At 40.2% G+C, this 12,300-nt stretch carries 12 protein-coding genes and 4 tRNA genes; 5 read left to right on the forward strand and 11 right to left on the reverse strand.

Translation table 11 applies throughout. From position 1 onward, the window contains the following. The first annotated feature begins 153 nt into the window (after positions 1-153). The 5 genes from J3L16_RS07255 to J3L16_RS07275 all read left to right on the forward strand — a co-directional run bounded on the left by J3L16_RS07255 (position 154) and on the right by J3L16_RS07275 (position 5,604). Positions 154-1,338, forward strand: coding sequence for an FAD-dependent monooxygenase (locus J3L16_RS07255; protein WP_207612231.1), 1,185 nt, complete (start codon positions 154-156; stop codon positions 1,336-1,338). Between the two features lie 16 nt (positions 1,339-1,354). Further along, positions 1,355-1,531 (forward strand): hypothetical protein, encoded by a 177-nt coding sequence (locus J3L16_RS07260; RefSeq protein ID WP_207612232.1) that lies wholly within the window; start codon positions 1,355-1,357, stop codon positions 1,529-1,531. 19 nt (positions 1,532-1,550) lie between these two features. After that, on the forward strand, positions 1,551-2,453 hold the full coding sequence (locus J3L16_RS07265; protein ID WP_207612233.1) for an AEC family transporter: 903 nt from the start codon (positions 1,551-1,553) through the stop codon (positions 2,451-2,453). Between the two features lie 45 nt (positions 2,454-2,498). Continuing rightward, a complete protein-coding gene (locus J3L16_RS07270) occupies positions 2,499-3,011 on the forward strand; it encodes a hypothetical protein (protein ID WP_207612234.1) in 513 nt (170 codons plus the stop codon). Between the two features lie 178 nt (positions 3,012-3,189). Further along, a complete protein-coding gene (locus J3L16_RS07275) occupies positions 3,190-5,604 on the forward strand; it encodes an Ig-like domain-containing protein (RefSeq protein ID WP_207612235.1) in 2,415 nt (804 codons plus the stop codon). A gap of 87 nt (positions 5,605-5,691) precedes the next feature. Here J3L16_RS07275 and arsB read toward each other — a convergent pair whose 3' ends face one another. The 11 genes from arsB to ychF form a co-directional block, all read right to left on the reverse strand. Further along, positions 5,692-6,720, reverse strand: a complete 1,029-nt coding sequence (gene arsB, locus J3L16_RS07280; protein ID WP_207612236.1) for an ACR3 family arsenite efflux transporter — start codon at positions 6,718-6,720, stop codon at positions 5,692-5,694. Positions 6,721-6,732: 12 nt separating this feature from the next. After that, positions 6,733-7,440 (reverse strand): arsenical resistance protein ArsH, encoded by a 708-nt coding sequence (arsH, locus tag J3L16_RS07285; protein WP_207612237.1) that lies wholly within the window; start codon positions 7,438-7,440, stop codon positions 6,733-6,735. Beyond that, a complete protein-coding gene (locus J3L16_RS07290; protein ID WP_207612337.1) occupies positions 7,440-7,910 on the reverse strand; it encodes an arsenate reductase ArsC in 471 nt (156 codons plus the stop codon). The genes arsH and J3L16_RS07290 overlap by 1 nt, the downstream gene beginning before the upstream one ends. Before the next feature lie 19 nt (positions 7,911-7,929). Further along, positions 7,930-8,250 carry a metalloregulator ArsR/SmtB family transcription factor gene (locus J3L16_RS07295; protein WP_207612238.1) on the reverse strand — a complete coding sequence of 107 codons (321 nt, stop codon included), beginning with the start codon at positions 8,248-8,250 and terminating at the stop codon, positions 7,930-7,932. Between the two features lie 169 nt (positions 8,251-8,419). After that, positions 8,420-8,752: a DUF3718 domain-containing protein gene (locus J3L16_RS07300; protein WP_207612239.1), complete on the reverse strand. Its 333-nt coding sequence runs from the start codon at positions 8,750-8,752 to the stop codon at positions 8,420-8,422. A gap of 350 nt (positions 8,753-9,102) precedes the next feature. Then, positions 9,103-10,503 carry an alanine/glycine:cation symporter family protein gene (locus J3L16_RS07305; protein WP_207612240.1) on the reverse strand — a complete coding sequence of 467 codons (1,401 nt, stop codon included), beginning with the start codon at positions 10,501-10,503 and terminating at the stop codon, positions 9,103-9,105. A gap of 174 nt (positions 10,504-10,677) precedes the next feature. Next, a tRNA-Gln gene (locus tag J3L16_RS07310) sits at positions 10,678-10,753 on the reverse strand. A gap of 38 nt (positions 10,754-10,791) precedes the next feature. Beyond that, a tRNA-Gln gene (locus tag J3L16_RS07315) sits at positions 10,792-10,867 on the reverse strand. 6 nt (positions 10,868-10,873) lie between these two features. Then, positions 10,874-10,958 (reverse strand) — tRNA-Leu (locus J3L16_RS07320). A gap of 35 nt (positions 10,959-10,993) precedes the next feature. Continuing rightward, positions 10,994-11,070 (reverse strand) — tRNA-Met (locus J3L16_RS07325). A gap of 121 nt (positions 11,071-11,191) precedes the next feature. Beyond that, positions 11,192-12,283 (reverse strand): redox-regulated ATPase YchF, encoded by a 1,092-nt coding sequence (ychF, locus tag J3L16_RS07330; protein ID WP_207612241.1) that lies wholly within the window; start codon positions 12,281-12,283, stop codon positions 11,192-11,194. Between the last annotated feature and the right edge of the window lie 17 nt (positions 12,284-12,300).

Here is a 12,300-nt window from a genome sequence, read left to right on the forward strand (position 1 = left end):
GTATTGCATAGCAACATGACAAGGCGTTCTATGCTTTCATTTTAATCACAATTGGTGGCTATTTTACGCGTTTTACCTAATTGGCGCTAGTGTTTGGCCTAATTTTGCAGTATTTGATAAACTGCCTGTTACCTTTTTACTGCACGAATAAAAATGGCACCTGAAAAACAGTTTGATTTCTGCGTGAGCGGAAACGGTATGGTTGGCTCTGTGACAGCGCTAGCCCTTGCACAACGAGGCTACAGTGTGGCTTGGATAGCACCAGAAATCCTCGAACCTTTTTCTGTAAATGACGAACCTGACATTCGTATGTCAGCAATATCTCAAGGCTCTGTAAACCTATTAGAGCAGGTTGGGGTGTGGCAATCCATTATATCAATGCGAGCTAAACCTTATTCGTCATTACGGGTGTGGGAAACTGACGGGGTTGAAACCGCGTTCACCAGTGCAGAAATTAATACGCCACAATTAGGTTACTTTGTTGAAAACAGGCTCATTCAATTGGCGTGCGCTAAGCAGGCTGTAAATGAGCGGAATATTCAGGTATTCAAAACAAATTTAGCCTCAGTAAATTCCAATGGCGACGATGTCAATATTCAACTTGAAAATAAAGTGTGTATTCATTCCAAGTGGATAATAGGCGCTGAAGGTGCGCAATCTCAGGTGCGAAAATGCGCAGGCATTAGCACAAAAGCTTGGCAGTATGAACAAAATGCCATGGGAATTATTGTTGAGTTAAACGACGACTCAAAAGCAGAAACATGGCAGCAGTTTTTTCCTACTGGGCCGTGCGCGTTTTTGCCTATGCACAGTAATTATGCTGCGCTAATCTGGTATGACGATGGGTTAACATTAGAAAAACTAAACACACTAAACTCAAGCCAATTAAAACAATCTATTGAAAGTGAATTTCCAACCCGCTTACCCGAAATTAAACGTGTGATTAAGTGGGCGTCTTTTCCGTTAACCCGTATGCATGCTAGTCACTATGTTAAAGAACGGTCTGTTTTATTGGGCGATGCAGCGCATACAGTTAACCCTTTAGCAGGGCAGGGCGTTAACATGGGGTTTGGTGATGTTAAGGCTTTATTAGCTATTTTGGATGATAATCTAGGCGCTGAGTCTTTAGCTCAATTAGGTAGTCAATTGAATACAGGATTAAATATCCTACATCGGCAGCGAAATAGAGTGATGATGACAGCCTTAGATTGTATTTATCAAGGTTTTAAGCAAACCAATGGCGTGACTAAGCTATTTAGAAATTCTGGGCTTTTTATTGCTCAGCGCGCGGGTATTGCAAAACGGCAGGTGATTAAATTCGCCGCGGGTTTAGATTAAAAAAGAGAACACTTTTATGACCTTAATTCTGATTTTAGCTGTGTTGTTCGCAGTGCTGGCTATTACCGTTACGCTATTAGAAAAATCCTCTTTTCGTATGAGTAACGAAGACATGGCTAAATGGTCTAAATGGATCGTGCCCTTGATAGCTATTTCTTTACTTATCCAATTAATTCGCATGATGTTTGCGTAACTATAGAGTGCAATAATCATTGAATATTTTTGTTTCCATTGCTGTTTTTTTTGGTTTAGGTTTAGTACTTCAACGAATTCTTTCCAATAAAGAAAAAGCCGTTAAGGGCCTGAATAATTTCATTATTCATATGGCATATCCTGCCGTTATTCTTACCATAGTACCGGCTATGGAAGTCACTCAAGATATATTAATTCCAACTTTGGTGTATTGGTTGTTAATACCTTTTATGTGGCTGGTGGTTACAGTATTGGCGGCACTTTTTTCATGGCCAAAAGCGGTGAAAATGGTAGTGTTTGTTTTATGTATTTGCGGTAACACGGGATTTTTAGGTGTCCCTTTGGCAAATGCATTGTTACCCATAGATTCTATTGGATACGTAGTTATTTACGACCAATTCGGCACGTTTTTATGTTTATCTACCTTGGTTATTTTTCTTATTGCAAAGTATCAATCGAGTGATAGCACTTTAGACGTCAAAAAGTTATTGCTTAAGCTGGTGTTTTTCACTCCATTTACTGTGCTTATGGTGAGTTTATTTTTACCTATTTCTCCTTTTATAAAGCCAGCGTTACCTTTTCTTAAAGGCGTTGGCTATTTAATTGTGCCTGCGGCAATAACCGTGATTGGTTTACAGTTTACATTGCGAATTCCCAAGCAATATATTGTGCCTATGGCGGTGTTATTGTCTATTAAACTCCTGTTCTTACCCGCAATGGTATGGGGGGGATTGTATGTATTTAACGTCGATACGGTCATTACCGCTGCTGTGGTTTTTCAAGTGGCCGCAGCACCTATGATCACCGCGGCGGTTTTGTTGAGTTCAGCAAAAATAGCATCACCCTTGGTTAACGCATCCTTGGGCCTTGGCACAATACTGAGTTTTATTTCGCTGCCATTATGGTCGTTGTTTTTGGTTTAAAAGAAAAGTTGGCGACAAATAATTAAAGGGCTTCTAAGAAAATTCATGATCAAATTAACCCAATACCGCAACTATATTCTGCTGTTATTTATTTTACTTAACACTATGGCAGTAAAGGCTGAAACGGTTCAGCAATCAGCAATGAAAAAACTGTCTTTTTTAGTCGGCAGTTGGGCTGGTGACGGTCAGTCTTTTGATGATAAGGGTGGGGCGTCAAGTTATTACGATACTGAAGATGTGTGGTTTGATGTACAAGAAAGCGTGTTGATTATTCAAGCGAAGGGCTTTAGAAACAACGAGCAATTTTATGGTATTCATACCGTTATTTATTACGACGAAGAAAATAAGCATTATTGGTATAACCCTTATACTGCAAAAGGCGCTAGGCCATTTTCATGCACGTTATCTGAGCAGGTTTTTGCTTGCTTAACTGAGAGCGAAACGTTTCGATTGACGTTTCAACGCACTAAAAATGGATTATGGAATGAGTTTGGCGAACGGCTGGTTGACGGAACATGGCATAAAACGTTTGAAACACGGTTAAAAGAGCGCGAGTAGCTTTATAAATAAGAAAAACATGTAAAATTCTATTTACATAGAGATATTAATTTCACCTGAAATATAAGCGGGAAGTGTTGGAAACAATGAGCCTTTTATTTCATAATGCTGCGCTTTATTTAAACGGATAGACGGCAAACAGCTGTCTCTTATAGTGAAATTGTATTAAGGAAGTGTTATGAAAGGACTTGAGCTGTTACTTGCAGCAAGTGTTATATGCTGTGTAACTGGGTGTGGGGGTTCTTCTTCTGGTAATGATGAAGCACCCAATGATATTGTACCACCTGACTCCTCTGTGCCATCAAATGCTACACCCATTGCTCAAAATGATGTAGCTACATCAACCAACGACCAATCGATTACAATAGACGTACTTGCTAATGACACTGATCAAGATGGCGATGCGTTGTCAATCAGTTCGATAAATAGTGAAGGAATACAAGGTACTGTCGTTATAGAAAATAACGCGATTGTATATACACCTTCTGAGCTTGCATATGGTCAAGAAACTTTCTTTTATACTGCTACAGATGGAGAAGAGACAGATCAAGGAAGCGTCACCGTAACTAATTTCCAGCAAGTCGAACTGTCAGGATTGACAGCGGGTAACGTTATGCCCAACGCGCAAATCACTCTTGAGGTAAATAATCAGGTATTAACAACAGACGCTGATGAACAAGGACAGTTTCAATTCAGTGTGCGCTCTAGTGAGCAAACAGCACCTATTCTTATTTCTGCTGCAGGTGTTGGAGAACAAAGTCATATTGTTCTTAAATCTTTTACCCCTTCGTTTTCTGATTTAATAACCCGAGCTGGAGAACAGCGAGTTGTGTCAGAAAGTAATTTTGCTGGCGGTATACTGTCTTACATCAGCACCGCCAACTATTTACTTTTTAATGAACAAATTGATTCTGATGACGGGATCCAATCTTTTGAGGAATTTAACCAACAGCAAAGCTTTGAACACTTGCTTGAAATTTCCGGTTTCCTATCTTTGTTAGCAAATAATGACGATTTTTCCTTACCCAGTGGCGTTAATATATTTTCGTTCTTTTTAAGCTCGGATAGCGGCGTAGAAAACACCCTTTACCAATACTTAGGTGAAAATGGGTATCTAAATGGTGACGGTGCATACAACGACGTTTACTCTGCTCTTTTAGAAGACACAAACAGCGAGATACTGGCGGCTTCAAACTTAACCATTGATTACCTTGATAGTATGGTTTTAGGAAATACCTTTGCCACGTTTTCTAGGCGTGGCGAGTTTTTAAGGAGTATATCTGAAGCTTATATCTTTGAAGACAATGGGCTCGGTGAGACATCACGCTTATTTGATGAATTTCTTGCTCCAGAGTTTAGAGTGGAGCGTTATTCATGGGAAATTGTCGAAGGAAAGCTGGTTATCTCCTATGGAGAAGAAAATACGAATGAGCCTCGTTTTTTTAGTAACTGTGACGACTCATTTATTTTAGACACCTTTGGTGCAGAAGTGGTTGAGGTGTGTGAGTCAGCTGAAGCTAGCGAAATATCAGTGACCGATAGCCTTGTTAGTGAACAATGGGCTTTAGTTTATGATTTAGTTAATGGTAACCGTGTTGCTAGAACAGAAAATATTCGATATCAGTTAGACATTGAGGGGGCTGGACTCGATTCTCTTTCGTTTGAGCAAGATGTAGAAGAAATTGATTCGCTGGTTTATGCTAACGTGTCTGAGTCACCAATGGTTGTAGAAACCTCAGATGTAGCAGGTTCAAGCTGGGTGATGCCAATTGATTCTAGTGTAGAGTTTGTTGTGGATACTGTTCCAACGTTTTCTAGCGTGGAAGAAGGGATAATGGCTGAGTTGGTCAATTTTGACTCCAGCAATAATGTTAGTACCAAACTAGGTGGCAAAAATGGTACTTGGGATTTGGACGGTGACACCATAAATATATTCCTTGAAAACATTCAAGTCTTTGTAACGCCGTTTTCTCAGGTCGAAGCCTCTCAGTTAGCATTAATTCGAGTTGTTAATACTCAAAGTGTACAAGATTATACTTATGTAGCAGAAATAACGCCGTCAGACAGTGCTTCTGTAGAAGGTATAGATGTCACAAGTGACGCCCCTATGATTTGGATTGCTCGGTCAACGGCAAATGATACTGATTATTGGAGTAATGGTGCACTTGATCCGAGACGTTTTTTCGGGATTAGCTTTGAGTCTGATTTAAGTCTACGTAGAGTTTTTACTGATTTTGACAGCTCTAATGAAATCTCTTCATTTTTTATTAATAGTGCTATTGCATATACATGGAAGCAAGAAGGGAATATTGTTCAACATAATGGGGTTCGTTTGAATACTACAGTTAACGGTGTTCCTTCGCTTGATATTCAGCGTCAGAGAATGTGGGTATTAATTGCGAAAAGCAGTTCAGGTACTGTGAAAATACTTGAATATGATTTTTTTGGCGCTTTTGAAGCTGATGGAGATTTATCTCAAGAAGTTACTTTCACTAACATTAGACCTCGATTAGCGACGTATGTACTTGATGACCTATCTAGTTCTTTCCCTAGTTTATGGCAGAGGGCGCTAGATGAGGAGGTATTTGATTAATTCTCGTTATTTTTACGCCAACAAGTTCGTATTAGAATGTGTTGGCGCTTAGGAAATTAAGTAACCTTACTATAAGTAATGGAGAGATTAACTAATCTCTCCATCAAACCAATGCCTAGTGCGATTTGCAAACCAAACTAAAGACAGCATTACGGGCACTTCAACCAGTACGCCAACGACTGTGGCTAAGGCCGCACCAGAGTCTAATCCGAACATAGAAATAGCCACGGCAACAGCAAGTTCAAAAAAGTTAGACGTACCAATCATACAGGCGGGGGCAGCAACCTTGTGAGGCAGTTTTAGCCGTTTTGCCATAAAGTAGGCAATAGCAAATATTCCGTAAGTTTGAAGTAGTAAAGGAATGGCAATTAAGCCAATAACTAAAGGTTGAGTAACTAGGGTATTCGCCTGAAAAGCAAACAAGAGAACTACGGTTGAAAGTAACCCCATAATCGACCAAGGTTTTAGTTTGGTCAGTAGACCATTAAGCCTATCTTGTTGATTGTCTCCGTTGAGTACATACCGAGTGACTGCGCCAGCTACTAATGGCAACAAAACATACAATACCACTGAGACGAGTAGAGTTTGCCATGGAATTGCTATGTCACTCACGCCTAAGAGTAAGGCTGTTAAAGGGGCAAAAGCGAATATCATTATGATATCGTTAATTGATACTTGAACTAGAGTGTAATTGGGGTCGCCTTTGGTAAGTTGGCTCCATACAAATACCATGGCGGTGCAGGGGGCTACCCCTAACAATATCATTCCCGCGATATATTCTTGAGCCGAGCTTGGGTCAACCAAATTGGCAAAAAACACATTGAAAAAGAGTATTCCCAGCGCTGCCATTGAGAAGGGCTTTATTAGCCAGTTTATGACGAGTGTTAAACCAAGACCTTTGGGGTTTTTCCCGACATCTTTAATTGAACCAAAATCAATTTGTACCATCATTGGATAAATCATTACCCAAATGAGTAACGCAATAGGGAGATTTACGCGGGCAAATTCCAATGTCGCAATGTACGAAAAGGTGCTAGGAGTAACAAGCCCTAAGCCAACACCAATACAAATAGCCAAGCCAACCCATACTGACAAATAACGTTCAAATAGTCCCATTATGAGTTCCCTTTATTTAATCGAGCGCTGATTAACACGAGCACTGACTTGTTCAGCTGTTTCAACACGCTCTGAATATCGGTCAAGTAAAACACTATTTTGATCTCGAGTGAGTAGGGTAAATTTCATTAACTCCTCCAGTACATCAACAATCCGATTATAGTAAGGAGAGGGCTTCATCCGTTTATTGTCGTCAAATTCCATAAAGGCTTTTGCTACAGACGATTGATTAGGGATGGTGAGCATTCTCATCCAACGGCCTAAAATGCGCATTTGATTCACCGAATTAAACGATTGAGAACCTCCACAGACTTGCATTACTGCCAGGGTTTTTCCTTGTGTGGGCCTGATTCCGCCTAAAGACAAAGGGATCCAGTCAATTTGCGCTTTCATTATCCCTGTCATGGCGCCGTGACGTTCTGGAGAGCACCAAACTTGTCCTTCAGACCAAATGACAAGTTCTCGAAGTTCTTGTACTTTGGGATGATCAGCGTCTGTATCGTCGGGAAGAGGCAAACCTGATGGATTAAAAATACGGGTTTCAGCCCCCATTTCTTCTAGTAAACGCTGGCTTTCTTCCACAACTAAGCGGCTATATGATACGTCTCTTAATGAACCATACAGCAATAAAATTCTCGGTTTATGTAGACTTGAATTTTTATTGAAAGCGTGGTTGTCTATATGAATAGATGTGTCTATCACAGGCTTTTTGTTGTCCATTATTGAGCTCCAAGTTTTATTAGCTCTTTTTTTATTGTCTCTGTTGTTGTTGCACTAGAGGCTATAACTTTAAGCTTTTCGACCCGTTCTTTGATTATCTTGATAGTCTTTAAAAATCCCTGCCGCTTTTCTTCTTCGCTTCCTTCTATTTTACTTGGGTCTGATAGTCCCCAATGCATTTTTAGCGAATTGCCAAACCAAATCGGGCAAACTTCACCTGCGGCGGAATCGCACACGGTAATCACTAAATCTGGCGCAAATTGCTCAAACTCATCCCAAGATTGACTCTGCAAACCGCCTACATTGATATTTTGTTCTTCTAAGTACTTAATTGATAAAGGGTGAACTTCACCACAAGGCTGGCTACCTGCACTTTTGGCTTCTAACACGCCCGCAGCAAACTGATTAGTAATAGCTTCAGAGAGAATACTTCGACAGCGATTATGGGTGCAAATATAGAGAATTTTCAGCATGTTAGACCTTTAATTTTTAATCACATTTATTTATTTGACGAATACGGGATGTTTCTTTTTGAAGGAAGTCTTCATTACTTGCGGTGAGACTGAGTACCTCGGTAACCCAAATAGGTAAATCCGGCGACAATGAATAGTGCATCCATTTTCCTTTGCGCTTACTCACAACCAAGTGGCAATGCCTGAGTTCAGCTAAATGCCTTGAGACTTTAGGTTGACTAAGTTCGAGAGCAGTGACTAGGTCGCATACGCAAAGAGACTCATGGAGAGAGATCAACAATAGAGACTTCAATCGAGTTTCATCGGCTAAGCATTTGTAAAAGAGTGTCGGATCCACAATAAATAAAACATATATGAAATTTCATATGTATGGTAGGTTGAATATATTGCAGTATGATTACAAAATAAGTGGTATTACTACTTTTAATTAAAGATACAAGCTACCTATATTTATAAAATTAAATGTAGATAGCTTGTATAAGCTCAGTATAAGAGGTGGCTATGGGTTACAAAGAGGCTATGTCTGTTGTGCCAGTATTTTTGCTGTAACCTTTACCTGCTAAAAAAGTATTAATTTTGTGAGAGTTACTTCCGTGCTGTTCAACAAAAGAAACTAAGTCCATACCATTACACTTTAAGTTTTCGACAATATAGCGTTTGCTCATTCCAGACTTGTTAATTGCTCTATTCAATTTAAGTTTGTTTCCTTTAGCAGCTACCACACATAGCTTAGTACCAGTGAAGCTGTCTGTAGGGACCAGTTGTTCAGAAGCACTAGCAAAACCAATAGCGCTAAGAGTTAAAACAGTTGTTGTGATTACTTTAGTTAATGTTTTCATAGTGCTCTTCCTTTATTAAGAGTTTAAGTAATGAGTCATTGTGACTTACATCAACTAGAGCAAGCGCGGTGCCAATGTTTTTTATTAATTTAAATCAATAAGTTAGGAGCTATTTCAGTTTTTTGAATCTGAGCGTGGTTAAAACGGCCAATTTATTTGGTCTATTTAACTATATTTTGGTTTTAAAGGACGGTTTATTCTATTAAATGTTACGAATAGGCATTGAAAAAATTTATTGGAAAAGCAAAATTGAAATAGTGGAAGTTAAATAGATATACGAGTTTAAGTTAAGAGTGGGAAAACGGTAACGCTGTGCTAACAAGGCTACCGTTCATATTTTTAATATATAACTACCAAATACCGTCTTCTGATTTGCCTTGAATTTCACAGTCTCCTGCTTTGTATTCTACTTTTTCATTTGATTTGTGTTTTTTAAAGTAGTCCTTACTGATAGATACAATGGTGGGGGTCATTAAAACAATTGCGATCACATTAATCACTGTCATTAGACCAAGCGCCATATCAGCCATTGCCCATACTTTGGGTAAAGCAGCCATGCTGCCCCACAAAATCATTGCTAAATAACCAATGGTATAAAGGCTTTTACCCACCTTGTTGTCTATTTTAAATATACGTAAGTTACTTTCACCATAGGCATAATTTGCCACGACAGACGTAAAAGAGAAGAAGCAAATGGCTGCTGCAACAAAATCGGCGCCGCCTGCGCCAAGGTGAGAATTCATGGCGTTTTGCGTCATTCTGATACCTTCAACATTGTCGCCGTTAAATTCACCCGCGAGTAAAATGATAAAGGCTGTACAAGTACATAGCACGATAGTATCGAAAAATACGCCAAGCATTTGTACATAGCCTTGAGATACTGGGTGATTAGGGTAGGGCGTTGCACTAGCGGCTGCATGAGGTACGCTACCAGAACCCGCTTCGTTAGAATATAGTCCTCGTTGTATTCCTGCTTTCAGTGCTGCGGCCAACGTGCCTCCTGCCGCTTCTTTTAGTCCAAATGCGCTATTAATAATATCTGAAAGTACACCGGGCAATAAGCTGATATTAGAAATGGTAATAAACAGAGCTACCAGAATATAGGTAACGCCCATAAAAGGGACGACCCATTCAGCAAAACGGGCGATAGAGCGTAACCCCCCCACAACAATAAAACTTGCTAGTACGATAATAACAAGGCCTGTGTTGAGAGGAGGGATGCCATAAGCATTGTTAATAGCGTCAGTGATTGTGTTCGCTTGAACTGCGCTAAACACAAACCCGTAACCAAAAAATAAACATAGAGAAAATGCGATGGCTAACCATGAGTTATTTAATCCTTGCTTTATGTAATAAGCTGGGCCACCTCTGAATTCACCATTTTCATCTTTTACTTTGTAAAGTTGGCCCAGTACGCTTTCTGCGAAACCTGTAGCCATTCCTAATAGTGCAATTACCCACATCCAAAATACAGCGCCTGGACCACCCACTGAAATTGCGATGGCAACGCCAGCAAGGTTACCTGTTCCTACTCGGGCCGATAAGCTTGTACATAAGGCTTGAAATGAGCTTATTCCTTGTGCGTCGCTTTTGGTGCCGCCTTTAAGAATTGAAAACATATGGCCAAAATGGCGGAACTGGATCATGCCTAATTTGAAAGTGAACCAAACGCCGCACAATACAAGCATGAACAAAAGAATTTGTCCTTGGCCCCAAAGGATATTATTTACGAAATCTACAATCACTGACATTTTATTCTTCTTTATAGTAAATAGTAATCCCGAGAATAGGATTAGCATGTTTATGTTAAAGAATGAATTGTTGCTGTAAAGGGGCAATAGCATTTTAAATGCTGATTATTGAAGAATATTTTTATTTAGAATAAAAAAAACGCCGAAAGCGTGAACTATCGACGTTTATTTATATGGCTGGGGTAGCAGGACTCGAACCTACGGATGGCGGGATCAAAACCCGCAGCCTTACCAACTTGGCTATACCCCAAGAGTCGGGATGCGATAAAACGCAACACAACGAAAAAGTGGCTGGGGTAGCAGGACTCGAACCTACGGATGGCGGGATCAAAACCCGCAGCCTTACCAACTTGGCTATACCCCAACAATATGGTGCGGAAGGAGAGACTTGAACTCTCACGCCGTGAAGCACTGGAACCTAAATCCAGCGTGTCTACCAATTCCACCACTTCCGCATGACCTAACGATCATAATCAACATTGTTGATAATTGGTGGCTACGGCGGGACTCGAACCTGCGACCCCATCATTATGAGTGATGTGCTCTAACCAGCTGAGCTACGTAGCCTTCCAATACTCTAAAACGACTGTACCGCTTTGGAGTGGCGCGTATTATGCGTATCAGACCCCTTAGCGTCAACCCCTTTTTTAAAATTATCTAACTGTTTGAACAATATGTGTTCGCTTCGTTAAACATTAAATCGAAAGTGGATAACATCACCGTCTTGAACAATGTAATCTTTACCTTCTAAACGCCATTTTCCAGCGTCTTTTGCACCTTGTTCACCGTTGAATTCAACATAGTTGTCAAATCCGATGATTTCGGCGCGAATAAACCCTTTTTCAAAATCAGTATGTATTTTACCTGCAGCTTGCGGAGCAGTAGACCCAATTGGGTAAGTCCAAGCTCTGACTTCTTTTTCACCTGCAGTAAAATACGTTTCTAGCGTTAGCAAATTGTAGCCAGCGCGAATAACACGGTTCAAACCGGGTTCTTCTAGGCCCATATCAGCCATAAACTCGTTGCGATCTTCATCGTCGAGTTCAGCCATTTCTGATTCAATAGCTGCACATACCGCTACTACAACGGCATTTTCCTTAGCCGCAATGTCTTTTACTTGGTCTAGGTAAGGGTTATTCTCAAAACCGTCTTCGTTTACATTCGCAACATACATAGTTGGCTTTAATGTAAGCATATTCATATAACTGATGACTGCAATTTCTTCTTTGCTTAAATCAAGCGAACGAAGCAATTTACCTTCATCGAGATGAGGTTTGATTTTCTCAAGCACTTTTAGCTCTAATTTAGCGTCAGCGTCGCCACCTTTGGCTTTTTTCGCAACGCGATGCAGGGCTTTTTCTGTAGTTTCTAAATCAGACAGAGCAAGTTCAGTGTTAATAATGTCGATGTCGTCTTGTGGATTTACCTTTCCTGCCACATGAACAATATTTTCATCATCAAAACAGCGAACAACGTGCCCTATAGCGTCAGTTTCACGGATATTAGCTAAAAACTTGTTACCTAAACCTTCACCTTTTGATGCGCCTTCTACTAACCCAGCGATGTCAACAAATTCCATCGTTGTGGGAAGCACTCTTTGCGGATTAACAATGGCCGCAAGTTTATCTAATCTTGTATCCGGCACGGGTACAACACCCGTATTGGGCTCAATAGTACAAAAGGGAAAGTTTGCTGCTTCGATACCTGCTTTGGTTAACGCATTAAACAAAGTAGACTTGCCAACGTTTGGTAATCCAACGATGCCACATTTAAAACCCATAGTTGGTTTCCTGTAAT

The sequence above is a fragment of the Alteromonas sp. 5E99-2 genome (assembly GCF_017368475.1).
Classification (GTDB): domain Bacteria; phylum Pseudomonadota; class Gammaproteobacteria; order Enterobacterales; family Alteromonadaceae; genus Alteromonas_F.

Excerpts from the sequence above, each read along its gene's own strand:
- ychF (WP_207612241.1), bottom strand. The coding sequence starts at position 12,283 with ATGGGTTTTAAATGTGGCATCGTTGGATTACCAAACGTTGGCAAGTCT.
- J3L16_RS07255 (WP_207612231.1), top strand. The coding sequence starts at position 154 with ATGGCACCTGAAAAACAGTTTGATTTCTGCGTGAGCGGAAACGGTATG.
- J3L16_RS07300 (WP_207612239.1), bottom strand. The coding sequence starts at position 8,752 with ATGAAAACATTAACTAAAGTAATCACAACAACTGTTTTAACTCTTAGC.
- J3L16_RS07275 (WP_207612235.1), top strand. The coding sequence starts at position 3,190 with ATGAAAGGACTTGAGCTGTTACTTGCAGCAAGTGTTATATGCTGTGTA.
- arsB (WP_207612236.1), bottom strand. The coding sequence starts at position 6,720 with ATGGGACTATTTGAACGTTATTTGTCAGTATGGGTTGGCTTGGCTATT.
- J3L16_RS07270 (WP_207612234.1), top strand. The coding sequence starts at position 2,499 with ATGATCAAATTAACCCAATACCGCAACTATATTCTGCTGTTATTTATT.
- J3L16_RS07260 (WP_207612232.1), top strand. The coding sequence starts at position 1,355 with ATGACCTTAATTCTGATTTTAGCTGTGTTGTTCGCAGTGCTGGCTATT.
- J3L16_RS07305 (WP_207612240.1), bottom strand. The coding sequence starts at position 10,503 with ATGTCAGTGATTGTAGATTTCGTAAATAATATCCTTTGGGGCCAAGGA.
- arsH (WP_207612237.1), bottom strand. The coding sequence starts at position 7,440 with ATGGACAACAAAAAGCCTGTGATAGACACATCTATTCATATAGACAAC.